Source organism: Nocardia sp. IFM 10818, from assembly GCF_054655275.1.
Map to the genome: position 1 here is coordinate 1,808,436 of NZ_BAAHJH010000001.1, position 25,576 is coordinate 1,834,011.

Genomic DNA, 25,576 nt, shown 5'->3' on the forward strand with positions numbered 1-25,576 from the left:
ATGGCAATTCGAGATGCCATTATCAAAAGGGGATAGGCACAAGGGATTCTGTGCCTGATTTTTTTGTGCCCTCGACATCTGTCTATTTCGGGTGTAATTTGAGACTTCGCGCCGGAGCGCCTGCTGTCCGACTCTCGAAAATGAAATGACCGTAGAAGTGGCTTTCTACCCGTTGTTGTCGAGTCATGTTCGCAGGCAGTGGTTGGCACGGTGCGCGAGGGGAAACACAGCCGACAGGACAAGGACGCATCTTGGCAATCTCGAGTCAGACCAAGCGGATCTCGTTCGCCAAACTCCGTGAGCCACTGGAGGTTCCGGATCTACTGGGGGTGCAGACCGAATCGTTCGAGTGGTTGATCAGCAGCGGGCTGGCGGAAGTCCTGGAGGAGATCAGTCCCATCGAGGACTTCGCCGGGACCATGTCGCTGACGCTCTCCGAACCGCGATTCGAGGAGGTGAAAGCCTCCGTCGAGGAATGCAAAGACAAGGACATGACCTATGCGGCGCCACTGTTCGTCACCGCGGAGTTCATGAACAACAATACGGGCGAGATCAAGAGCCAGACGGTCTTCCTGGGTGATTTCCCGATGATGACCGAGACGGGCACATTCGTCGTCAATGGCACCGAGCGGGTGGTCATCTCGCAGCTGGTGCGCTCGCCGGGCGTGTACTTCGATCGCACCGTCGACAAGGGCACCGAGAAGGAACTGCACGGCGTGCGGGTCATTCCCTCGCGCGGGGCGTGGCTGGAATTCGATATCGACAAGCGCGACAGCATCGGCGTCCGTATCGATCGCAAGCGCCGGCAGCCGGTGACGGTCCTGCTCAAGGCGCTCGGCTGGACCGCCGAGCGGATCACCGAGCGATTCGGCTTCTCCGGGGTCATGATGACCACCCTGGCCAAGGACGGCACGCCGGGCGGCGATGACGCGCTGCTCGACATCCATCGCAAGCTGCGCCCGGGCGAGCCGCCGACCAAGGAGTCCGCGCAGACCCTGCTGGAGAATCTGTTCTTCAACGAGAAGCGCTACGACCTGGCGCGCGTGGGGCGCTATCGGATCAACAAGAAGTTCGGCGTCCACGACGGGGCGGCCACCGGGCCGCGGGTGCTCACCGAGGACGATCTCGCCACCATTATCGAATACCTGCTGCGGCTGCACGCGGGCGAGACGGTGATGACCGCGCCCGGCGGCATCGAGGTGCCGGTCGAGGTCGACGATATCGATCACTTCGGCAATCGCCGGCTGCGCACCGTGGGCGAGCTGGTGCAGAACCAGATGCGGGTGGGGCTGTCCCGCATGGAGCGCGTGGTGCGCGAGCGCATGACCACCCAGGATGTGGAAGCCATTACGCCGCAGTCGTTGATGAACATCCGCCCCGTGGCGGCGGGTCTCAAGGAGTTCTTCGGCACCTCGCAGCTGTCGCAGTTCCTGGATCAGCGCAACCCCATCTCCAGCCTGACCCACAAACGCCGGCTGTCGGCGCTGGGGCCGGGCGGTTTGAGCCGGGAGCGCGCCAGTCTCGAAGTGCGCGATGTGCATTACAGCCACTACGGCCGCATGTGCCCGATCGAGACGCCGGAGGGCCCGAGCATCGGGTTGATGGGATATCTGTCGGTGTACGCGCGGGTCAATCCGTTCGGCTTCCTCGAGACGCCGTACCGGAAGGTCGTGGACGGCAGGGTGACCGATGAGGTCGTATACCTGTCCGCCGATCAGGAGGACCTGCACGTGGTGGCGCAGGCCAATGAGCCGCTCGACGCCGAGGGCCGGTTCGTGGAGCCGCGAATCGCGGTGCGCCGCAAGTATTCCGAGGTGGAGTTCGTGAGTTCCGCCGAGATCGACTACATGGATGTGTCGCCGCGCCAGATGGTGTCGGTGGCGACGTCGATGATCCCGTTCCTCGAACACGACGATGCCAATCGCGCTCTCATGGGCGCGAATATGCAGAAACAGGCCGTACCGCTGGTTCGTTCGGAGTCGCCGCTGGTCGGGACCGGCATGGAGCTGCGCGCGGCGGTCGATTCCGGTGAAGTCGTGCTCAATGAGAAACCCGGTGTGGTGGAAGAGGTTTCGGCCGATTTCATCACCGTCATGCACGATGACGGCACGCGTCGTTCGTATCGTCTGCGCAAGTTCGAGCGGTCGAACCAGGGCACCTGCGCCAACCAGCGTCCGATCGTGGACGAGGGCATGCGGGTGGAGGCCGGGCATGTGCTCGCCGACGGCCCCTGCACCGAGAACGGTGAGATGGCGCTCGGTAAGAACCTGCTCGTGGCGATCATGCCGTGGGAGGGTCACAACTACGAGGACGCGATCATCCTGTCGCAGCGCCTCGTGGAAGAGGATGTGCTCACCTCGATCCACATCGAGGAGCACGAGATCGACGCCCGCGACACCAAGCTCGGCGCCGAGGAGATCACCCGCGACATCCCGAACGTCTCCGACGAGGTGCTGGCCGATCTCGACGAGCGCGGCATCGTGCGCATCGGCGCGGAGGTGCGTGACGGTGACATCCTGGTCGGTAAGGTCACCCCGAAGGGTGAGACCGAGCTGACGCCGGAGGAGCGCCTGCTGCGCGCGATCTTCGGTGAGAAGGCCCGCGAGGTCCGCGACACCTCCCTGAAGGTGCCGCACGGTGAGTCCGGCAAGGTCATCGGTGTGCGCGTGTTCTCGCGTGACGACGACGACGATCTGCCGCCGGGTGTGAACGAGCTGGTGCGTGTGTACGTGGCCCAGAAGCGCAAGATCCAGGACGGCGACAAGCTGGCCGGTCGTCACGGCAACAAGGGTGTTATCGGCAAGATCCTCCCGGTGGAGGACATGCCGTTCATGCCCGATGGCACGCCGGTCGACATCATCCTCAACACCCACGGTGTGCCGCGTCGTATGAACATCGGCCAGATCCTGGAAACCCATCTCGGCTGGATCGGCAAGGCGGGCTGGAATATTCAGCTCACCGACGGCGCCCGCCCGGACTGGGCGCGGCGACTGCCCGAGGACCTGCTCTCGGCCGATCCGGGGACGAACCTCGCCACACCCGTCTTCGACGGCGCCCGCGAGGAGGAACTCGGCGGACTGCTGGCCTCGACGCTGCCCAACCGGGACGGCGAGGTCATGGTCGGAGCCGACGGCAAGGCAACGCTTTTCGACGGCCGCACCGGCGAACCCTTTCCGTACCCCATCGCCGTGGGCTACATGTACATCCTGAAGCTGCACCACCTGGTCGACGACAAGATCCACGCGCGTTCGACCGGCCCGTACTCCATGATCACGCAGCAGCCGCTGGGTGGTAAGGCGCAGTTCGGTGGTCAGCGCTTCGGTGAAATGGAATGCTGGGCCATGCAGGCCTACGGCGCGGCCTACACGCTGCAGGAACTGCTCACCATCAAATCCGATGACATCGTCGGCCGCGTGAAGGTCTACGAGGCCATCGTCAAGGGCGAGAACGTCCCCGAACCCGGCGTCCCGGAATCCTTCAAGGTCCTGCTGAAGGAACTCCAATCGCTGTGCCTCAATGTCGAGGTCCTCTCCGCCGGTTCCGCGGTGGAGTTGCAGCAGGGCGATGACGACGAACTCGACCGTGCCGCCGCCAATCTGGGAATCACGCTGTCCCGCAACGAGTCCGCCACGGTCAGCGACTTACCGAGCTGACCGGGCGCCCGGCGGGCCGCGCACCGCGAAACACGGTGCGCGGCACTACCGGCCGCTCAGACGCGGTCGAAATGGAAGGGACAGTGGGAGCCGCCCACGCCGATGGTGGTGGTGCGCTCGAACCGGAAACCGTGCCGCTCCGGTTCGATCGCGCCGATCCGGTTGGCGTCGAACTCGCACAGCACCGGCGTGCGCACCGGTCGCCTCAGCTCGCTTTGACGATCAGTTCGATAGAGCGCACGCGCGCGGCCGGGTCGTAAACCGGTGTCAGCAGCATCAATTCGTCCGCGCCGGTGGCGGTGGAGAGTTCGGTCAACCGCTGTCGCACGGTCTCGGGTGAGCCCTGCGCCTGAGTGGCCCGGAATTCGGCGATGCGTTCGGCGATCTCGGGGGTGAATTCGTGTTCGGCGGCCGCTTCGGGAGTGCGCAGGCCGGTGTCGCCGAGTCCGCTCAGCAGGTAGGCCTTCAGCACGTCGCCCGGGCGGGCGAGCCGCACAGCGTCGGAATCCGTATCAGCACAGAGGGTTTCGACGGCCACGATGACATACGGTGCGGAGGACCACCGGCTGGGCCGGAACGCGCTGCGGTAGCGCTCGGCAGCTTCGACGGTATTGCCCGGGCGGATGTGGTGGGCGAAGGCCACCGGCAGGCCCAGCTCGGCGGCGAGCTCGGCCCCCGCGGTGCTGGAGGCGAGCAGCCACGGCCGGGGCAGGGGCGCCGTGCCCGGCAGCAGCCGGAGCCCGCTCGCACCGGAGAGATGGCCGAGGAGTTCACCGACATCGCGGCGGTAGTCCTCGGCAGTGGCGGCGTCCGCGCCGCGGCGCAGGGCGCGCACGATGTTCTGGTCGAAGGTGCCCGGACCGCGCCCGATGCCGAGATCGATCCGATCCGGGTGCAGCGCGGCGAGAGTCGCGAACTGCTCGGCGACGGCCAGCGGTGCGTGATTGGGTGCGAGCACGCCGCCGGATCCGACACCGATGGTGGTCGTGGCGGCGGCCAGGTGCGCGGTCAGGACCGCCGGGGACGCGCTGGCAATGGCGGCCGAACCGTGGTGCTCGGCGATCCAGACGCGGCGAAACCCCAATTCCTCTGCCCGGCGGGCCATTGCGGTGGTCGCGGCGAACGCGGCCGCGGCGTCGCCGCCGGTTTCGGTCATGGCCAGTTCGAGTACCGACAGCGGGATATCGATCATGACTCCACGCTAGCTAGTGCGGGACATCCGCCTGGTCGAGAGGTTCACAGCCACCGGCGAGGGCGCGGGCGCGCGCCGACTCCAAACCGCCGACCATGTAGGTGGTTATCCAGTTCACCAATTCGCCGGGCTCGATCTCCACCCGCTGGGAGACCCGGCCCACCTCCACGGCCGAACCCCAGATGAGCGCGGCCAGGATCTTGCCCAGCGGACCCGGATCGCGGCCGTCGCGGCGCAGCGTGTCGTCCACGACGGTGGCGATGCTGTCGATGAGGGTGTCGAGCAGGGCGTGGCCCAGATCGGGATCCGGGCCGTCGCCGTTCATGACCGCGCTCACCACCCGCGCGCCGTCCGGATTCGCGTCCGCCCACAGGACTCCCGCGCCCAGGGCGACCTGCACCATATCCGGCAGCTCGCGGCCCGGGAGGGTGGCGTAAACCGGGAGCACGGCTGCGCGCATGGCGGCGGCCTCGCGGTCGAACAGGCGGCGGAACAGGTCCTCCTTCGAGCCGAAATGCTTGTACAGCGTCGGCTTGGTCGAATTGGCCTGGCGGGCAATGGCATCCATATTGCCGGCGCGGTAGCCGTGTTCGGCGAAGACCGCACGGGCGGCATCGAGCAGCTCGTCGTCGGTGGGTCGGCGTTGTGTGGGTGGCATCGGCATCAGAATCTCACGGAGGCCGGGGCCGGGACGTGAGCGGGCGAGCGGATCACCTTCGCCCGAGTGCTTTACTTTCGAGTAAAGCGTGTGTCAGAGTTGTGCCCGTCACACTGCGAGTCCCGATGTGACGCAGCAGGATTCTGGATCTCTTGGGTGGTATCGGCATGTATCTCCGACGGTGGAAACCGGTGGTCGGCGCGATTTCGGTGGCGGTGGTGTGCGCCTTCGCGCCGCCCGGACCGCTCGCCGGGGCCGAGGATCCCGCGCCGCCCGCGTGGGTACGAGCGGCGGAGGTCACGGAGTATGCGGGCATCAGCGTCGAGCACGATGTGCCGATCACCATGAGCGACGGCGTCGTTCTGAAAGCCAATGTCTATCGCCCCGCCGATGCGCAGGGCCGCGTGATCGACACGCCCTTGCCGACCATCGTCACCATGACGCCCTACACCAAACTGGTCAGCGATCTGACCGCCAACAGTGCGGGCACGACCGCCGGGCAGATGGGCGTCACACCGGATCTGGTGCGTGCGGGGTATGTCGAGGTGGTCACGGATGTGCGCGGCACCGGGTTCTCCGCGGGAATCTGGGACGTGCTGGGCCCGCGCGAGCAGGCCGACACTCTCGAGGTCATCGATTGGGCGGCGCGGCAACCCTTTTCGAACGGCTCCATCGGCATGAGCGGCGCCTCGTATCTGGGCATCACCGCCGTGCAGGCGGCCGCGCACCGCCCGGCGGCGCTGAAAGCGATCCTGCCGATCATTCCGGGCTCGGATCTGTTCCGCGATATCGTCGGCACCGGCGGCGCGATCGGGATCGGCTTCATGCCCATGTGGCTGAGCATCGTCAATGCCACGAAATGGCTGCCGGATCTCCAGGCCCTGATGCAGGGGCGGTTCGACGCCCAATGGCTGGCCGACCGCCTCGCTGATCCGGCGACCCTGCTGCCGCAGCTGGCGGACGTGCTCACCACCGCCGACCTGTCCACGCTGCCGCCCGCCACGGTCGATCTCGCGGGATACAGCGACTGGTACCGGGAGCGGCAGTCCGATCCGAGCCGGATCACGGTGCCCACCTTCCTCGTCGGCGGCTGGCACGACATCTTCGCCAACAGCCAGCCGCGCATCTACGACGCCATCCCGCTGCCGCCGGGACAGAAGCAGCTGGTCATGGGCAATGGCTACCACGCCACCGCCACCAAGGATTTCGGCTCACCCGGCGCGCCGCCCCCGATCCCCGTGCTGCAACGGGCCTGGTTCGACAAGTGGCTCAAGGGAATCGACAACGGCATCGACTCCTACGGCCCGGTCACCCTGTTCCAGCAAGGCGGCGGCTGGACCACCGGCGACAGCTTTCCGCGGACCGATGTCGCCTACCAACGCCGTTATCTGACAGGCGATTCCAGTGGCAGCGCCGCCCACGCGCTCTTCGACGGCAGCCTTGTCGCCACCTCGCCTGGCACGCCCGCCACGTTGACGGTGGCACCCGGCCTGCGCAGCGTGTGCTCGCGCCAGGCCGCCGAGGGCACGGCCGGGCTGACCGCCATGGTGCTCGGCGCGACCTGCGAATTGGATTCCCGCTTCGCCGAATCCGAGGCGCTCACCTTCAGCACGGCGCCGGCCACCGCGCCCACGGTGCTGTCCGGCCCGATCAACCTGCACCTGAACACGGTCCTCGATGCCACCGACGGGTTCTGGGCCGTCTCGGTGAACGATGTCGCGCCCGACGGCACCTCGACGGTCATCTCCAGCGGCCAGCTCACCGCCGCCCTGCGGGCCGTGGACCCCGAGCGCAGTACCCGCACCGCCACCGGCGATTACATCCAGGCGTACCACCCGCTCGATGTCACCGCCCGTGATCCGCAGGTCCCGGGTGAGCCGACGACGCTCGAAATCGGCCTTCAAGCGACGGATGCCGTCATCGCGCCGGGACACCGCCTGCGCATCGACATCTACTCGTTCAGCGTGCCCCGGGCGCTGCCCATCGGCATTGCCGCGCGCGACAGCGGGCTGCGGCCGCAGCACGTCCGGCTCGATCCGGCGGAGCCGAGTTTCGTCACCCTCCCGATCCAGGGCGCGCCGGGCTTGTGACCCGCCCGGTGCGGGACGGTCAGCAGCCGCTCTTGTAGAAGTACTGCTCGTTGCCGCTCAGGTTCTCCTGGGTGATGGCGATCATGTCGGTCCGGATGGTGCGGGTGACCGGCTTGCCTTCCAGCGCGGCCACGGCCTGGTCGACGCCCTGCTTGCCGATATCGCCCGGGTTCTGGGCGATGAGCGCCTGCACCGTCCCGTCCTTCAGGTCCTGGACCTGTTTGGGGCTGGCGTCGAAGCCGACCACCTTCACCTGGCCGAGCTTGCCGGCATTGCGCAGGCCGGTGGCGGCGCCCTCGGCGGAGCTCAGGTTGGTGGCGAAGATGCCGACCAGATCCGGATGCGCGGCCAGGGTGGCGGTGACGATGGAGGCGGCCTGGGCGGCCTCGTTGTTGTTGTACTGCACACCGAGGGAGACCAGGCCCGGATGGTTGCGCTTCAGCTCGTCCTCGAAACCCTGCGCGCGCTGATCGGTGGTGGAGGTGCCCGCCTTGGTATTGATCACCAGCACGGAACCGTTGCCGCCCACCAGTTTCGACAGCGTCTGCGCGGCCAGCTCGCCGCCCGCCACATTGTCGGAGGCAATGGAGGACAGCGCGATCGAGGTGTCCTCCAGCGCGGTGTCCACCTCGATCACCTTGATGCCGCTGTTCTTGGCCTGGGCGATCGGGGCGGCCATGGCCGAGGCGTGCGTGGGCGCAATGAGGATCGCGCCGGGCTTGTTGGCAGTGACGCCGGTGACGATCGGCGTCTGCAGGGAGGCGTCGAACTGGGTGGGCGCCTGCGTGTCCAGCGTGTAGCCGAGCTTCTCGGCCTGGGCTTCCGCGCCGCACTGCATGGAGATGTAGAAGGGTTCATTGGCCACGCCGGGGATGAGCACCAGCTTCTTGGCGTCCCCGCCGCCGGAATTGCTCACCGACCCACCGCATCCCGCCGCCAGCGCCGCCACCGTCACCATTACCCCGGCCAGTACGGCCGCTCGTCCACCGGTCCTCATCGTCAGGCCCTCATTTCGAGATACGTTGGGTTATTTCCGGTCTCGTGACCTCCGGCGGATCTGGTCGAACCACACGGCCGCCACGAGCACGACGCTCACCGCGATGGGCTGCCAGAACACCGGCACCCCCACGATGACGAAGCCCTTGCGCAGCACCGACGGGATGAACACCCCGATCACGGTGCCCAGCACCGACCCCGCCCCGCCGAACAGGCTGGTGCCGCCGATCACGACACCGGCGATGGCATCGAGATTGTCGGTGGTGTGCCCGGCGATGGTGGTGGTGCCGAAATAGGCCAAGTTCATGAAACCCGCCAGGCCCGAGAGCAATCCGGCCATCAGATAGACCAGGATCAGGTGCCGGGTGACGTCGATGCCCGCCCGGCGGGCCGCCTCGGCGCTGGAGCCGATCGCATAGGTGTAGCGGCCGAAGCGGGTGGTGTGCAGCAGCCAGGCCCCGAGCACGGTGACCGCGGCGGCCACCAGCACCAGGATCGGGATGCCGCCCAGCAGGGTGCCGAAACCCAGTGAGTTGCGCAGCTTCTCGGGCGCCGTGCGGGTGTCGACACCGCCGGTGATGAGCTGCGCCGCGCCCAGCGCCGCACCGAAAGAGCCGAGTGTGACGATCAAGGGCGGAATCTTGGCCTTGGCCACCAGGAAACCATTGATCAATCCCCAGAGCGCCCCGCCCGCAAGCGATATCAGCAATCCGAGCGCTATGAGGCCCCATCCCGCATGGGTGGCATCGCCGCCCGGGCTGAGCCGCTCCATGGTCTTGGCGGCCACCACCCCCGAGAAGATGAGCACCATGCCCACCGAGAGATCGATGCCGGCGGTGATGATCACGAAGGTCATCCCGACCGAGAGCACCAGCAGGACCGAGGTCTCGATCAGCAGGGTCTGCAGCGTGAACCGGGTCGGGAAGGCATTTGGGCGCAGGATGCTGAACACGAGATAGAGCACCACCAGCACGATCCCGATCCACAGCGTGCTGGCCCCCGCGAGCCGCTGCCACCGGGCCGGCGCGGGCAGCTCGGCGCTGTCGTTGTCGGCGCTCACGGCCATGCCGCCTCCCTCATGCCGGATCCTCGGTGTTCAGCGCGCCGGTCATGGCGCCGACCAGCTGTTCCAAGGTGGCGTCCGCGCCGAAGCGCGCCACCCGGCGTCCCAGCCGCAGCACCTCGATGCGATCGGCGACGGCCAGCACCTCGGGCATGTTGTGGCTGATGAGCACCACCGCGATGCCCTGATCGCGCACCCGGCGAACGACATCCAGCACCCGTTCGCGCTGCACCACGCCGAGGGCGGCTGTCGGCTCGTCCATGAACACGACCTTGCTCGCCCACATGACCGCGCGCGCCACCGCGACGGTCTGCCGCTGCCCGCCCGACAGCGCCCCGATCGGCACATCCGCGCGCGGCAGCACCACGCCGAGCCGCTGAAAGTGCTCGGCCGCTTGGGTTCTCATGCCTTTGCGGTCGAGCATGCCGAGCCATCCGGGCAGTCCCCCGCGGAACAATTCGCGCCCGAGGAAGAGGTTGGCGGCCGGATCCAGATCGGGCGCCACGGCCAGATCCTGGTACACCGTCTCCACCCCGAGCCGCCGCGCGGCCGTGGGCGAGGCCATCCGCACCGGTTTCCCGTCCAGCAGAATCCGCCCGCCATCGGGCTGTTCGGCGCCGGACAGGCATTTCACCAGTGTCGACTTACCGGCGCCATTGTCCCCGATCAGCGCGACGACTTCACCGGGACGAACCTGAAAGTTGGCCCCGCGCAAGGCTTCCACGCCGCCATACCGCTTGAGGAGCCCCTCGGCTTCCAGCACCACGGCAGGCATCGGCGATCACCCCGGCTACATTGCTCGAGCGGACGTCCGGTCCGCTCGCCGATCGTACGTTCGATCACCGTCCGCCGGGGCCGATACCGCGAAAGATCAGGCCACTTCGACGATCAGGGCGTCACCCTGGCCGCCGCCACCGCACAGCGCGGCCGCGCCCATGCCGCCGCCCCGGCGGTGCAGCGCATTGATGAGCGTCACGGTGATGCGGGCGCCGGTGCAGCCGAGCGGATGTCCCATGGCAATGGCCCCGCCGTGCACATTCACGATGTCCTCGGAGAGGCCGAGATCGTCGACCCCGGCCATGGCGACCGACGCGAACGCCTCGTTCAGCTCGTACAGGTCCAGGCCGGCGGGATCGACGCCGATCTTGGCCGCCGCCTTGCGAATCGCATTCGACGGCTGCGGCAGCAGCGACAGCGGACCGGCGGTGGTGCCCCAGGCCTTGATGGCGGCCAGCACCGGCAGCTCCAGTTCCGCCGCCTTGTCGCGCGACATGAGCACCAGCGCGGCCGCGCCGTCGGAGGTCTGCGAGGCGCTGCCCGCGGTAATGGTGCCGTCGGCGGTGAAAGCCGGTCGCAGCGCGGCGAGTTTCTGCGCCGTGGTGTCCGGGCGAATGCCCTCGTCCTGATCGAAGACGACCGGATCGCCCTTGCGCTGCGGCACCTCGACCGCGACGACCTCGTCGGCGAAGGCGCCGTTCTTCCATGCGGCGGCGGCGCGTTCGTGCGAGCGCGCGGACCACTCGTCCTGCCGCGCCCGGCTGTAGTGATGCGACAGCGCCTGGTACTCCTCGGTCGCCAGGCCCATCAGCTTGTGGTCGAACGGACAGGTAAGGCCATCGAAAAGCATTGTGTCCTTGAGTGTTCCGTCGCCCTGGCGATAGCCGAAGCGCGCCTTGTCGAGGACATAGGGCGCATTCGACATGGACTCCATGCCGCCCGCGACCACGATGTCGAACTCGCCCAGCGCGATCAGCGACGCCGCGCGTGCGATGGCGGTGGTGCCGGACAGGCACACCTTGTTCATGGTCTCGGCGGCCACGCTCAGCGGGATGCCGGCGCCGACCGCGGCCTGGCGGGCGGTGATCTGACCGGCTCCGGCCTGCAAGGTGTGCCCCATGACGGTGTACTCGACCCGGTCGCCCGGCAGCTGGGCGCGAGCGAGCGCGCCGGCAATGGCCTTGCTCCCGAGTTCGGTGGCAGCGAAGGGGGCCAGGCCCCCGCCGAACTTGCCGATGGGAATGCGAGCGTATCCGACTACGACGGCCTCGTTCATGCGATCGGACATTACCGTTCATCGCTATTTTTCTGAACGGGCTGCAATAAATAAAACCGACCAGTCGCTAATTTCATATCCATAATGATAGAGATGGAGTGTTAACATTTCAGAGCGAAGAACTATCTATGTGGGATTCCCACACCGCCGCGACCTGCGATATGTGGTCCGCGATCATTCGGTCACCCTTGCGAAAGGGTGTTGGATCACATACGCTTTCGATAGTTTGAGGCATCGGGCATGGCTACTCGTACTCCCCGAGGACAATGCGCCCTCTCCGTACAACGGACCGGGCGCTATTCAACTGCGCAAGAGGCACAATGGTTCCGAATTCCGGATCCGGAGATAATGCCGGATTCCATAAAGTAATGCCCGATTTCATTCGCCGGCCGGAGCGGGTTGTATGGCTGACGCGGGCCTAGAACGAAAGCGTGTAATCGGCGAAATCGTTCCGGCACGCGTGCTGGCGATGTGCAGCGGAATCACCTTCATGGCGTTTCTCGACTTCACGGTCGTCAATATCGCTTTCCCGGATATTCTGCGCGACTTCGAGAACACGCCGCTGGACACCCTGACGTGGGTCGTGAGCGGATACGCGGTCATGTTCGCGGCGCTGCTGGTCCCGGCCGGCCGGATCGCCGACAGCATCGGCCGCCGGACCGTCCTGCTCTGCTCGCTCGGCCTGTTCACGCTCGCCTCGCTCATCTGCGGTATCGCGCCGACCATCGGCCTGCTGATAGCCGGCCGGTTCCTGCAGGGCGCGGCGGCCGGCGGAATGATCCCGGCCGCACTGGGTTTGATCCTGGCGACCACGCCCCGCGAACGCATCCCGCGCGCGGTCGCGACCTGGTCCGCGGCCGCGGGCTTCTCGGCGGTCATCGGTCCCGCGGTCGGCGGCCTGCTGGTGCGCGTACTCGATTGGCGGTGGGTCTTCTTCGTCAACCTGCCCGTCGGCGCCGCGCTGCTGGCAGGCGGTCTGGCCGTACTGCCGGGACAGGTGCGGGTGGCCGGTGCGCGCTGGCCGGATCCCCTCGGCAGCATTGCGCTGGGCCTGGGCATCGCGGGCATTGTCAGCGCGCTCACCAAGGGCGATCACTGGGGCTGGGCGGATATCAGGACCATCGGTCTGGGCCTCGCCGGGCTGCTGCTCATCGGCGTGACGGTGCTGCGGTCGCGCGCACACGGTTCTCCGGCAATCGATCTCGCGGTGTGGCGCAGCCGCACCTACCGGATCGCCTGCCTCGGGCTCGCCCTGTTCAGCGCCAATATGTTCGCCTGGAATCTGGCCGCGCCGCTGTTCGCCACCGCCATCTGGGACTGGACGATCCTGGAGACGGGCGGAGCCCTGTGCATCGGCGCGGTCGGCTCCATGGCCGGTTCGCTGTCCGCCGGACGGCTGCGGACCCGGGCGGCGCAGGTGCGGGTCGCGATAGCGGCGGCCTTGCTGTTCGCCGTGAGCAATGCCATCTGGGCCTCGAATCTGTTCGGATCCACGCCGAATTTCTGGACCGGCTGGCTGCCCGCGGCGATTCTGGGCGGCGTCGGACTGGGTCTCGGATTCACCTGCCTGTCGACTCTGGCCGCGGGCGCGGTGGAGCCGCTGAAATTCGCGGGCGGGCTCGGTATGACGGTGGCGGCGCGCCAGGTCGGCGGCGCCGTCGGGGTCGCGGGATTCGCGGCCATCATGCTGTCGAGTGCCGAGCCGGGAAGCCTCTCCTCATTCCATTACGTATTCATTGCCGCAATGGCGGTGAACGTTTTATGCGCGCTCGTGGTGGCCGCATTGATACGCAACTAGCTACACAGCTCTGATCTGGCTTTGAGAAAACGGAAGTAATCCGATGTCTGCTACAGCTTTCCTTTTGATCGGTTCCGGTAGTGTGCTCGCGCGCTGCGGTGAGGCCCTCTTGGCGAAAGGGCACCGCATCAGAGCGGTGATTACCGATGACGCCACCGCTCGGGCCTGGGCCGTCAAGGCGGGTATTCCCGGATATGAACTCGGCGCGGCCGTCGATCGTGCACCCGAATGGGAATGCGATCTGCTGCTGAGTATCGGCAACTATGCCATTGTTCCGGACGAGTTGCTGGCGTGCGCGAAACGCATGAGCGTCAATTACCATTACGGCCCGCTGCCGGAATACTCCGGCCTGTACGCGCCGTCCTGGGCGATCGCCGACGGTGTGCGGGAGTACGCCATCACCTGGCATCGCATCGGCGGCAAGGTGGACAGCGGCGATGTCCTGCGGCGCGTCCCGGTGCCCATGGAAGCCGGTGAGACGGCGCTGTCACTCGGCCTGAAGTGCGACGACGCCGCGGTCGCGAGCCTGGCGGAGCTGATCGACGAGATCGTGGAGGGCCGCGAAACGGCCACGCCCCAGGATCTTTCGGCGCGCCGCTACTTCTCCCGGCACACCCAGTTCCCGGCCGAGGGCCTCATCGACTGGCAGCGCCCGGCCGATGAGATCGCCGCCATGGTGCGCGCCGCGGATTACGGCCCGTTCAGCAGCCCGCTGGTGTGGCCCAAGCTGAATATCAATGGCCGGTTCATTGCCGTGCGCGAAGCCCATACCGGCGCTGCCGCCGGTGACGCCGGGCCGGGCGAGGTCCTCACCTGTGACGAGATCTCCGGTCTGCGGATCGCCACCGCCTCCGGCATCGTGCAGCTGGCCCGCACCAGCACCCTCGAAGGCGATGCGCTCGATATCGCCACTCTCGCAACGTCTTACGGCCTCACGCCGGGCTTGATCCTGACCGCGCCCGGCGCCGCCGCCGCGAGCGCGATCACCGCCGCGGGCAAGGCCGCGTCCAAGGCGGGCGCGTACTGGCGCGAGCGCCTGACCGCGGGCGATCCGTATCGTCTGCCCTTTCCCGCCCCGGAGACCGGCGCTACGGCGGCGGCCGGTCCGGTCACCGTGCACTGCCGCGTGGAACTCGACGACCCGGACGAGATGTCGGCGACGGCGTACCTCGCCGGTGCGTGGTGCACCTTCTTGAACCGGGCGACGGGCGCGCCGGATATCCACCTCGGGATGGCCGCGCCGCGCGACGACATCGCGGCGGCCTACCGCGACCTGTTCGCGGCCTGGCTGCCGCTGTCCGCGCGCCTGGACGCGGCGACAACGGTTGCGCGGAATCTTGCCGAGGTCGGGCGGGAGTACACCACCGGGCAGGAGCAGGCGTGGCTGCGGCGGGATTTCATCGGCCGTGACGAGACGCTCCGGAAGCGCTGGCACGGCGGGGAATTGCTGCCCGATGTGGTGATCTCCAGCGGCGCCGCGGCTTTCACGGCCGAGGACCATCGGCCGGTGCTGGAACTGGTCGTTCTGGACGACGGCGAGACGGTCGAGTTCCATTACGACGCACAGCGTCTCGCGCGCACCGATGTCGAGCGGCTGGCCGGACAGTTCGGCGACTGGTGCGACCGGCTGCCCTCGCTCGCCGAGATGGCCCTGGGGTCGGCGCAGGTCGTCTCCGCGGCGGAACGCCGCACCCTGATAGAGGAATTCAACGCCACCGTCGATGACGCCGTGCTGGGCCGCGCCCTGCCGCGGCTCTACGAGGACGTGGCGGAAGTCCACCCCGACAGCACCGCCCTGATCTGCGCCGGCGCCGAGCTGACCTATCGCGACCTCAATGCGGACGCGAATCGCATGGCCCACGTGCTGGTGGACATGGGCATCGGGCGCGGCGATCTGGTCGGCGTGGCCCTGGATCGCTCCATCGATCTGGTGGCGGTGCTGCTGGCGGTCACGAAGGCGGGCGCGGCCTATGTGCCGATCGACCCGAACTTCCCGGCGGAGCGGATCCGCCAGATGGTCGAGGACGCCGACCCGAAGACGATCATCACGCCCGCCGTCACACCGGCGAGCCTGTCCGAGTGGGAATCGCGCTGCCTGAGCGTCGACGCCGCCCGGGACGGCTCCGAGAACGCCGAGAATCTCGAAAGAGACGTATACGCGGAAGATCTCGCGTACGTCATCTACACCTCCGGATCGACCGGCCGGCCCAAGGGCGTCGAGATCACCCATGGAGCGCTGTGCAATTTCCTGTTCTCCATGCGGCGGCAGCCCGGCTGCACGGTGTCGGACCGGCTGCTCGCGGTCACCACGATCTCCTTCGATATCGCGGTCCTGGAACTGTTCCTGCCATTGCTGTGCGGCGCGACGACCGTCATCGCCCAGGCGCACGAAACCATCGACGCCGCGGCGCTGCTCGCCCTGGTGCGCCGGCACGCCGTCACCATGGTGCAGGGCACCCCGGCCACCTGGCAGCTGCTGCTGGATTCCGGATGGCGCGGGGAGCCCCGCCTGGCCAAGATCCTGTGCGGCGGTGAGGCATTGCCGCGCCGGTTGGCCGATCGGCTGCTCGCCTGCGGCGACGAGGTGTGGAACATGTACGGCCCCACCGAGACCACCGTGTGGTCGAGCGTCTGGCGGGTGCGGGCGGGCGGCGAGGTGCTCATCGGCGAGCCGATCGCGAACACCCAGCTCTATGTCCTCGGCGCCGATCTGTCGCCGGTGCCGCTCGGTTTCCCGGGTGAGCTCTGCATCGGCGGCGCGGGCGTGGCGCGCGGGTATCGGGGCGATCCCGAGGTCACCCGGAATCGGTTCGCGGACAACCCCTTCCATCCGGGCGTCCTCTACCGGACCGGTGATGTGGCGCGCTTCCTGGAGCCCGGGCGGCTCGCCGTGCTCGGCCGTGACGACAACCAGGTGAAGCTGCGCGGCTACCGTATCGAACTGGGTGAGGTCGAAGCCGCCGTCGCCGCGCACGACGAGGTTTCCCGCGCCGTGGTCGTCGGTCGCAACGAGCAGCTGGTCGCCTACTGCGTGCGCGATGCCGCCCGTCCGGCCGGGACCGGCCGGGTCGACGGTGACGCCGTCGCCGAGTGGGCGGGCGCCTGGGATCGCGCCTACGCCACCGAGGCGGAGGATGCCACCTTCAACCCGGCGGGCTGGCACAACAGCTACGACGGGCTGCCGTTCTCCAATAGCGAGATGCGCGACTGGCAGATGGGCTCGGTGCGCCGGATCCTGTCGCACGCGCCGGAGCATGTCTTCGAAATCGGTTCCGGCAGTGGGCTCATGCTGTTCGGCATCGCACCGCACTGCGGGTCCTATCACGCCGTGGACGCCTCGCGGCGAGCGGTGGAGCTCACCCGCGCGCACCTGTCCTCGCTGCCGCACGTGGTCTGTGAACAGCGACCGGCCCATCAATTGCCGGAGGTGGCGGCCGGATCCTTCGACACCGTCATCGTGAACTCGGTGGCCCAGTACTTCCCCTCCCTCGACTACCTGACCTCGGTGATCGAATGGGCGACCGCGGCGGTCGGCACCGGACGCGTATTCCTCGGCGACATCCGGGATCTCGCGCTGCTCGAGGTCTTCCACGCCGATGTGATCGATTTCCGTTCCGGCGGCAGGCTCACCCCGGACGAGCTGGCCGGGCGCGTCGCGCAGGCCGTGCGCTCGGAGCGTGAACTGGTGATCTCGCCCGGCTATTTCGCCGACCTGCCGAGCCTGTTCCCGCGCATAACGCGCGTCGATATCGCGCTGCGGGACGGCCGCTATGTCAACGAGATGACCCGCTACCGCTTCGATGTCACCCTGCATATCGGCGACAGTCCGGTCACCGCCGCGGAGGTCACCGAAAAGAATTGGCGCGCCGAGCGGATCGACCTGGATTCGGTGCCCGGGCAACTCGCGGCCGCCGGCGGAAACGCACTGCGCCTGAACGACATTCCCAATGTCCGGCTGCGCGAGGTGCACGCCCGCGTCGGGACCGCGCTGGGCGAGTCGGCGGAACCCGCCGGACCATGGGTGGATCCGCGCGATCTCACCGCCATCGCCACCGCCGCCGGCCTGGAAATGGCGGTGCTGCCCAGTCGATCCGGTGACAAGTGGCGCATGGACGCCCTGTTCTGGCCCGCCGGTACGACACCGGATCTCGCCCTCCGGCCCGCCCGGCCCATGGCCCGCGGTGCGCTGGACGGCTGTGCGACCGTGCCCGCCGTCGGCGAACCGGTCAAGACCGCACTCGGCCGCCTGCTGAGACCGTGGCTGGCCGAGCGCCTGCCCGCCTATATGGTGCCCGCCTTCTTCGTCGAACTGGACGACCTCCCGCTCACACCCAATGGGAAGATCGACCGCACGGCGCTGCCGGATCCGGTGGCCGGTATCGAGGTCACGGCCAAACCCGCCACGGAACTCGAACGCGACATCCTGGCCATCTGGTCGGAGGTCCTCGGCCACGATCGCATCGGCCTCACCCAGAACTTCTTCGAGATCGGCGGCGACTCGCTGCGCGCCGTGCGCGTGCAGGCCGAACTGGAGCGGCTGCTCGGACGGCCGGTGTCCTCGGCGAAACTGTTCGAGCACTTCACCGTCAAATCCCTGGCCGCCGATCTGGCCGGGGTCGCCAAGGCCGGGCCGGAACGCATTTCGGCCTCCCGCCGCGCCGCCTACGACGAGGACATCGCCATCATCGCCATGGCATGCCGGCTGCCCGGCGAGGTGACCACGCCCGAAGAGTATTGGGAACTGCTCGAACGCGGCGGCGACGGCATTGTCGAGGTGCCGCCGGACCGCTGGGACGCCGACGCGCTCTACGACGCCGACCCGGAGGCGAAAGGTAAATCCTATTGCCGCGCAGGCGGTTTCGTCTCGCCCATCGATCTGTTCGACGCGCCGTTCTTCGGTATCTCACCGCGTGAGGCGCGCTCGCTGGATCCCATGCAGCGCATGGTGCTGGAGACCTGCTGGGAGGCGTTCGAGCGCGCGGGCTACACGCTGGAGCGATTGCGCGGCAGCCAGACCGGCGCGTTCATCGGCGTCGGCAAGAGCTCGGCCTATCACGAATACGGCCTGACCCTCGCCGGTGGCCTGGCCGATCTGGACGGGTACGTGGGCCCGGGGTCCGCCGGCGGCACAATGTCCGGGCGCGTCTCGTACGTGTTCGGTCTCGAGGGGCCGACCCTGACCCTCGATACGGCGTGCTCCTCGTCCCTGGTGACCACGCACCTGGCCTGTAATGCATTGCGGCAGGGCGAATGTGATCTCGCGGTCTCGGCGGGCGTGAGCCTCATGCTCTCGCCCGAACTGCATGTGGAGTTCAGCCGGCTGCGCGGGATGTCGCCCGACGGCCGCTGCCGGTCCTTCTCCGCCGACACCGAGGGCACCGGCTGGAGCGAGGGCTCCGCCGCGGTGGTGCTCAAACGCCTGTCCGACGCCCAGCGCGACGGCGATCCCATTCTGGCCGTGCTGCGCGGCACCGCCGTCAATCACGACGGCCACGCCGCCAGCCTGACCACGCCCAGCGGTCCGGCCCAGCAGCGGGTCATCCGCTCGGCGCTGGCCGCCTCCGGGCTGCAACCGGGCGATATCGACTATGTCGAGGCGCACGGCACCGGCACCAAACTGGGCGACCCTATCGAAGGCACCGCGCTGGCGGCGGTTTTCGGCGGCAGCCACACCGACGAGGAACCGCTCTGGATCGGATCGGCCAAATCCAATCTGGGCCACACCCAGGCGGCCGCCGGACTGGCCGGGGTGATGAAGGTCGTGCTGGCCATGCACAACAACACGCTGCCCCGCACCCTGCACGTCACCGCGCCCACCCCGGCGGTGGACTGGGACGACGCCAAGATGGCGCTGGTGCGGGAGAACCGGTCCTGGAAGCCGAACGGGCGGCCGCGCCGCGCCGGGGTCAGCTCCTTCGGCATCGGCGGCACCAATGCGCACGTGATCGTGGAGGAACCGCCGCAGCCGGTGATCGCGGAAGGACCGGCGGTCGCGCCGCCGGCCACCGTGCCGTTCCTGGTATCCGGTTACACCGATGCCGCCCTGCGGCAGCAGGCCGAGACCCTGCACCGGCATCTGGGCATGAATATCCAGGACCATCTCGTGGATGTGGCGCGCTCGCTGGCGACCACCCGCACGCACTTCCGGCGGCGGCTGGTGCTGCTGGTGCACGACCGCGGGGAACTGCTGGACAAGCTGGCCTCCTTCGCCCGCACGGGTGAGGCGCCGGCGGGGGCGGTGCGCACCGGCGAGCACGCCGAGGAACCGCGGCTGGCCATGCTGTTCACCGGGCAGGGCAGTCAGCTGCCGGGAATGGGCAAGGAGGTCGCCGAGGTCTATCCGGTGTTCCGGGAGGCCCTGGAAGAGATCGCGGCGCAGTTCACGGAGTTGGACAAGCCGCTGCTGGAGGTGATGTGGGCCGAGCCCGGCGGCGCCGAGGCCGAGCTGCTGAATCGCACCGATTTCACTCAGCCCGCGCTGTTCGCGCTGGAAGTGGCGCTGGCCCGATTGTGGGAGAGCTGGGGCGTGCGGCCGGAACTGGTGCTCGGGCACAGCATCGGCGAGCTCGCGGCGGCCCATATCGCCGGGGTGTTCGATCTGGCCGATGCCTGCCGTCTGGTAGCGGCGCGCGGCCGGTTGATGCAGGCGCTGCCCGGTGGCGGGGCCATGGCCTCGCTGGAGGCCGATGCCGACGAAACAGCGTTCGCCATCACGGCTTCGGGGCTGCACGGCAAGGTCGACATCGCGGGTCTCAATACCCCGGCGCAGACCGTGGTGTCCGGTGATGCCGACGCCGTCGAGCGCATGGCCGCGCATTTCGCCGCCGCGGGCCGGCGGACCAAGGGACTCACGGTGTCCCACGCCTTCCACTCGCATCACATGGACGCCATGCTGGCGGCGTTCCAAGCGGTCGCCGAGACGGTGCGGTTCAACCCGCCGACTCTGGCCGTTGTCAGCGGTCTGACCGGTGAACTCGCCGAGCCGGGGGAACTGGAGCAGCCCGCCTATTGGATTCGCCAGGTGCGCAGGGCCGTTCGCTTCAGTGACGGCATTGCCACCCTGCATCGGCAGGGCGTGAACACCTATCTGGAGCTGGGCCCCCAGCCGGTGCTGTCCGGCATGGGCGCGGCCTGCCTGTCCGAGGAGAAGTCGGTGGGGTGGGTGCCCTCGCTCCTCGCGGGTAAGGACGGCGCCGCGGTCGTGCAGCGCAGCCTCGCCGAATTGCATGTGCGTGATGTGCCCATCGACTGGAACGGCTACTTCGAGCCTTTCGGCGGTCAGCGGGTGGCCTTGCCCACCTACGCTTTCCAGCGGGAGCGCTTCTGGTTCGAGCCGCCGGTACAGCGGGCGGTCGGGGCCGGGCTGAACGACACCGGGCATGCGCTGCTCGGCGGCGGCGTATCCATCGCCGGTACCGAGATCACGGTGTTCACCACCGTGGTGGCGGCCGACGAGCCGGTATGGGTGCGCGAGCATCAGGTCTTGGGCGCGGTGCTCATGCCGGGTACCGCGTTCTTCGAAGCCATGCGCGCCGCGGGCCACGCCGTCGAGGCGGGGGAGTGGGATGTCTCGGACGTCATGCTCTTCGCGCCCCTGGTGCTGAATGCCGGGGCGCCGGTGCGCTTGCAGGTCACCGTCGGACCCGCCGCCGGCGGTGGCCGCCCGGTGCAGGTGTACAGCGCACCGGAGGACGGCGATGCCGAATGGCAGTTGCATGCGGAAGGCGTTCTCGTCCAGGCGCATACCGATACCGGCGCTGCCGTCGCCGTGCCGCCGCGCGCGGCGAAACGCATCGACGTCTCCGCCGTCTACAGCGATCTCGCCGATCTCGGCTACGGCTACGGACCGACCTTCCAGTGCATCGACGAGGCGTGGCATGTCGGCGAAGAGGTCTGGGCGCGGGCGGTGCTGCCGGAGACGGCGCAGTCCTCGGCCCTCGGCTACGGACTGCATCCGGCGCTGTTGGACTCGGCCATGCATTCGCTGCTGCTGACCCAGCGGCTGAAGAAGAAGACCGGCGACGATCTGTTCGTGCCCTTCGAGGTCGGGCGGCTGTCGCTGCGGGAGCCCGGACTGGGCGAAATCTGGGTCCGGGTGGCCGAATTCGAGCTGGGTGACGGTGAATTCTGGGCCTCGCTCGATATCTACAACACCGCTGGGGTGAATATCGGCCGGTTGCATCGGCTGCATGCCCGGCGCGTCGACCGGGCGGTGCTGCGGCGGCTGGCCGCGGCGGGCGTGGACCGGTTCCAGTTCGATGTCGGCTGGCGTCCCGTCGACACCGACGCCGTCGAGCTGGGCGGTTCCTGGGGCCTGCTGTGCCCCGCCGGTGAGGTGTCGTGGGCGCGCGAGGTGAAGACCGCCCTGTCGCGGGCCGGCATCCAGGTGATCAAGGTCCGGGACCTGGAAGGCGCCGAAGACCTCGATGGGCTGCTCTGCCTGTGGGATTCGGACGCGGAGGTGCTCTCGCAAGCGCACGAGTTCACCGCCACGGCCCTCGCTCAGCTGCAGGCCGCGGCCGAGACCGGGTTCGCACCGCCGCTGGTGTGGGTCACCCGGCGCGCGGTCGGCACCGGCGGCGACGACAGTGTCACCGGGCTGGGCGCGGGACCGCTGTGGGGTCTCATGCGGACGGCGCGCAACGAACATCCGGACCTGAGCCTGCGCCTGATCGATCTCGGTATCGAGGACACCGACCGGACGACGCTCCCACCGGCCCTGATGCTGGCCGCCGAACCGGAATGCGCGCTGCGCGGCGGACAGGTGCTGGCGCCGAAGTTGCAGCGCGCGAACGGCTCCCAGGATCTGCAGATTCCGGCCGAAGGGGCCTGGCAGCTGGAGATCGCCGCCAAGGGCCGCTTGGACGAGCCGCTGAGCGTCCGGGCCGTCCCGGGCAAGGCATTGGCCGCCAATGAGATTCGCGCAGAGGTGCAGGCCGCCGGGGTGAACTTCCTCGACGTGCTCAATGCGCTCGGCATGGTGGAGATCCCGGCCTTCGGGCTGGAATTCGCCGGTGTCGTCACCGAAGTCGGCGCGGACGTCAAGGATCTGCAGGTGGGCGATCCGGTGCTGGGCCTGGCCCGCGGCTGTTTCGCCTCCGAGGTGATCACCGACGCGCGCCAGGTGGTGCGCAAGCCCGAGACGCTGAGTTTCGAAGAGGCCGCGACCATTCCGATGACCTTCCTCACGGCGTGGTACGGACTGCACGAACTCGGCGCTCTGCGGCCGGGGGAGCGGGTGCTGGTGCACGCCGCGGCCGGTGGCGTCGGCATGGCGGCGGTGCAGCTGGCGCAACTGCACGGCGCGGAGGTGTACGGCACCGCCAGCCAGCCGAAGTGGGACGCATTGCGGGACATGGGGCTGGACGACGATCATCTGGCCTCGTCGCGTGATCTGGGCTTCGTCGATCACTTCGGAAAGAAGCTGCCCGGCAACACGTTCGATGTGGTCCTGAACTCGCTGGCGACCGAATTCATCGACGCGAGCCTGGGCATGCTCGGCGCCGGCGGCCGGTTCCTGGAAATGGGCAAGATCGATATCCGGGAGCAGTCCTGGATCGACCAGCACCACCCGGGCGTGACCTACACCGTCTACAACCTGCCCGAGGCCGGGCCCGATCGCATCCAGCGCATGCTGTCCGCCATTGCGGAGCTGTTCACGGCGGGGAAGCTGCGGCCGCTGCCGCTGCGCACCTTCCCCATGACCGCAACCTCCGAGGCCCTGCGCTTCATGGCCCAGGCCCGGCACGTGGGCAAGGTGGTGCTGTTGCCGGTCGAGCAGCGGCGGTTCCTGCGGACCGACGGCGCGGTGCTGATCACCGGCGGTCTCGGTGATCTCGGCCGCCGCGTGGCCGGCTGGCTCGCGAGCGCCCACGGCGTGCGTGATCTGGTGCTGACCTCACGGCGCGGCTTGGACACCCCCGGCGTGGACGCGATCCTGGACGAGCTGGCCGACCTCGGGGCGAAAGCGACCGTGGTGGCCTGTGATTCGGCGGATCCGGACGGGCTGCGGTCGGTGCTGACCCTGTTCGGTGCGGATCGGCCGCTGCGCGGTGTGGTGCACGCCTCCGGTGTGCTCGACGACGGCGCGCTGTCGGCCCTGACGCCCGAACGACTGGAAACGGTGTTCGCGCCCAAGCTCGACGGCGCCTGGCATCTGCATCAGCTCACCCAGGACCTGGAGCTGGACCTGTTCATGATGTTCTCCTCCATCGCGAGCATCATGGGCGCACCCGGACAGGGGAACTACGCCGCCGCCAATGCCTTCCTCGACGCGCTCGCACAGCTGCGCCGTGCCAAGGGGCTGCCCGCCACCTCGGTGGCCTTCGGTCCCTGGGAGGGCAGCGGTATGGCGGCCGGGCTCAGCGAGACCGACCGCGCCCGGTTCGCGCAACTGGGTCTGGATCGGCTCGCGCCCGAGGAGGGCCTGGAGCTGCTCGAAACGGCGGTGCGGGGCGGGCGCGCGCTCACCATGGCCGCCGCCTTCGACCTCAATCGGCTGCAACGCTATTACGAGGAGCGCGGCGGGATTCCGCCGCTGCTGCGCACCCTGCTCAGCGGCGGGTCCGGCGGGCGGGCGCGGGGCGCCGGCGGCGCGGATCTGCGCAAGCTGCTGAGCGAGGCCGCGCCCGAGGAACATCCGGCGGTCGTGCTGGGCATGGTGCGCGAAGAGATCGCCAAGACACTGGGTTTCGCGTCACCGGAGGATGTGGATGTCGATCTGCCTTTGCAGGACATCGGCATCGACTCGCTGACCGCGGTGCTCATGCGCAATCAGCTGGCGGATCTGACCGGGCTGGCGCTGCCCGCCAAGATCGCGTTCGATCATCCGAATCTCAAGGCGCTGAGCCAGTTCCTGCTGTCGAAGCTGCTGGAGGCCGGAGCGCCCGCCCCGGCCGCGGTGCAGCCGGCGGAGATCGGCTCGGCGGCGCCGGGATTCGATATGACGGCGATCCGCAAGGGGTTCCTGGATCCCGAGCTGCGGTTCGGCGGTGCCATCGCGAGTCGGCCGGAGTCGGTGTTCGTCACCGGCGCAACCGGTTTCGTCGGGGCCTTCCTGCTGCACGAGCTCCTCGCCGCCGACCTGATCGCGTACTGCCTGGTGCGGGCCGATGATGCCGAAGTGGCCATGAAACGCCTGGTGACCACGCTCGAAGGCTATGGGCTGTGGCGGCCGGAATTCGCACCGCTGCTCAACCCGGTGGTCGGCGATCTGACCCAGCCGCTGTTCGGGCTCGACGAGGAGAGCTTCGACCGACTGGCGGACCGGGTCGACGCCGTCTGCCACTCCGGTGCGCTGGTGGACTGGATGCGGCCACTGGACGATTACCTGGGCCCCAATGTGATCGGTGCGCACGAGGCGCTGCGGCTGGCCGCGCGCGGACGCGGCAAGGCGGTGCACCTCATCTCCACCTTCGCCACGCTGCCCAAGTACCTGGGCTACGAAGTCAGCGAGGACGATCGCGAATTCGGCTATCTCACCTCCAAGTTCATGGCCGAACAGATGGTCGCGGCGGCGCGCTGGCGCGGCGCGCGGGCCTCGGTGCACCGGTTGCCGTTCGTCAGCGCCGCGGCCAGCAGCGGCCACTTCCGGCTCGACCGCGGCGATTTCCTGCACAACCTGATCGCCGGCGGACTGGAAATGGGCAGCTTCCCCGAGCTGGACACCGATCTGTCGGCCGTGCTGCCGGTCGACTATCTGAGCAGGACCATTGCCGATCTGGTGCGGAACGATCCCGGTGCGGGGCGGGATTACGACTACGTCAATGCGCCCGCACCGAGTTTCGGCGGCTTCTTCGAACTCATCGGCGCGGTGGCGGGCGAGGTGGAGATCGTGCCGTTCGCGCGGTGGCGGGATCGGGCGCTCGCCCACGCCGCCGAGCATTCCGCGAGCCCCCTGGCCCGCATCGCCGCCGTGGTGGACGGCCTGACCGCCGAACAGGCCGCCGCCATGCTGGCGAGCCTGCCCGTGGGCGAGCACGTATTCGGAGCAGATCGGTACCCGGCGCCGCCGATCGACGCGCAGTATGTCCGGCGCTACCTGGACCGCATCGGATCAACAGGAGAGTAGATC

11 protein-coding genes are annotated in these 25,576 nt (G+C 68.3%); 4 read left to right on the forward strand and 7 right to left on the reverse strand.

Annotated features, from left to right (window positions below):
• Positions 1-185: 185 nt before the first annotated feature.
• Complete coding sequence (gene rpoB, locus ACYQ5L_RS08100; RefSeq protein WP_459956776.1) at positions 186-3,653, forward strand: DNA-directed RNA polymerase subunit beta; 3,468 nt, start codon at positions 186-188, stop codon at positions 3,651-3,653.
• A 56-nt stretch (positions 3,654-3,709) separates the two neighbouring features.
• On the opposite strand, the gene ACYQ5L_RS08105 is transcribed toward rpoB, so the two are convergent.
• The 3 genes from ACYQ5L_RS08105 to ACYQ5L_RS08115 are packed head-to-tail and all read right to left on the reverse strand — an operon-like array spanning position 3,710 to position 5,503.
• Positions 3,710-3,850 (reverse strand): L-2-amino-thiazoline-4-carboxylic acid hydrolase, encoded by a 141-nt coding sequence (locus tag ACYQ5L_RS08105; protein ID WP_459956777.1) that lies wholly within the window; start codon positions 3,848-3,850, stop codon positions 3,710-3,712.
• Positions 3,851-3,858: 8 nt separating this feature from the next.
• Positions 3,859-4,845 carry an MsnO8 family LLM class oxidoreductase gene (locus ACYQ5L_RS08110; RefSeq protein ID WP_459956778.1) on the reverse strand — a complete coding sequence of 329 codons (987 nt, stop codon included), beginning with the start codon at positions 4,843-4,845 and terminating at the stop codon, positions 3,859-3,861.
• Between the two features lie 13 nt (positions 4,846-4,858).
• Complete coding sequence (locus tag ACYQ5L_RS08115) at positions 4,859-5,503, reverse strand: TetR/AcrR family transcriptional regulator (protein ID WP_459956779.1); 645 nt, start codon at positions 5,501-5,503, stop codon at positions 4,859-4,861.
• Between the two features lie 167 nt (positions 5,504-5,670).
• On the opposite strand from ACYQ5L_RS08115, the gene ACYQ5L_RS08120 reads away from it, so the two are divergent.
• Positions 5,671-7,593 carry a CocE/NonD family hydrolase gene (locus tag ACYQ5L_RS08120; RefSeq protein ID WP_459956780.1) on the forward strand — a complete coding sequence of 641 codons (1,923 nt, stop codon included), beginning with the start codon at positions 5,671-5,673 and terminating at the stop codon, positions 7,591-7,593.
• A gap of 19 nt (positions 7,594-7,612) precedes the next feature.
• On the opposite strand, the gene ACYQ5L_RS08125 is transcribed toward ACYQ5L_RS08120, so the two are convergent.
• From ACYQ5L_RS08125 to ACYQ5L_RS08140, 4 genes are all read right to left on the reverse strand, one after another.
• Positions 7,613-8,590 carry an ABC transporter substrate-binding protein gene (locus ACYQ5L_RS08125; protein ID WP_459956781.1) on the reverse strand — a complete coding sequence of 326 codons (978 nt, stop codon included), beginning with the start codon at positions 8,588-8,590 and terminating at the stop codon, positions 7,613-7,615.
• A gap of 30 nt (positions 8,591-8,620) precedes the next feature.
• A complete protein-coding gene (locus ACYQ5L_RS08130; RefSeq protein WP_459956782.1) occupies positions 8,621-9,655 on the reverse strand; it encodes an ABC transporter permease in 1,035 nt (344 codons plus the stop codon).
• Positions 9,656-9,665: 10 nt separating this feature from the next.
• Positions 9,666-10,427, reverse strand: coding sequence for an ATP-binding cassette domain-containing protein (locus ACYQ5L_RS08135; RefSeq protein ID WP_459956783.1), 762 nt, complete (start codon positions 10,425-10,427; stop codon positions 9,666-9,668).
• Positions 10,428-10,523: 96 nt separating this feature from the next.
• The gene (locus ACYQ5L_RS08140; protein WP_459963356.1) at positions 10,524-11,705 is read right to left on the reverse strand and encodes an acetyl-CoA C-acyltransferase; all 1,182 of its coding nucleotides are present in this window, start codon (positions 11,703-11,705) and stop codon (positions 10,524-10,526) included.
• Positions 11,706-12,195: 490 nt separating this feature from the next.
• Between ACYQ5L_RS08140 and ACYQ5L_RS08145 the strand changes: the two genes are divergently transcribed.
• Together ACYQ5L_RS08145 and ACYQ5L_RS08150 are read left to right on the forward strand one after the other, a co-directional pair.
• Positions 12,196-13,503 (forward strand): MFS transporter, encoded by a 1,308-nt coding sequence (locus ACYQ5L_RS08145; protein WP_459956784.1) that lies wholly within the window; start codon positions 12,196-12,198, stop codon positions 13,501-13,503.
• A gap of 136 nt (positions 13,504-13,639) precedes the next feature.
• A complete protein-coding gene (locus ACYQ5L_RS08150) occupies positions 13,640-25,573 on the forward strand; it encodes an amino acid adenylation domain-containing protein (protein WP_459956785.1) in 11,934 nt (3,977 codons plus the stop codon).
• Positions 25,574-25,576: the final 3 nt, after the last annotated feature.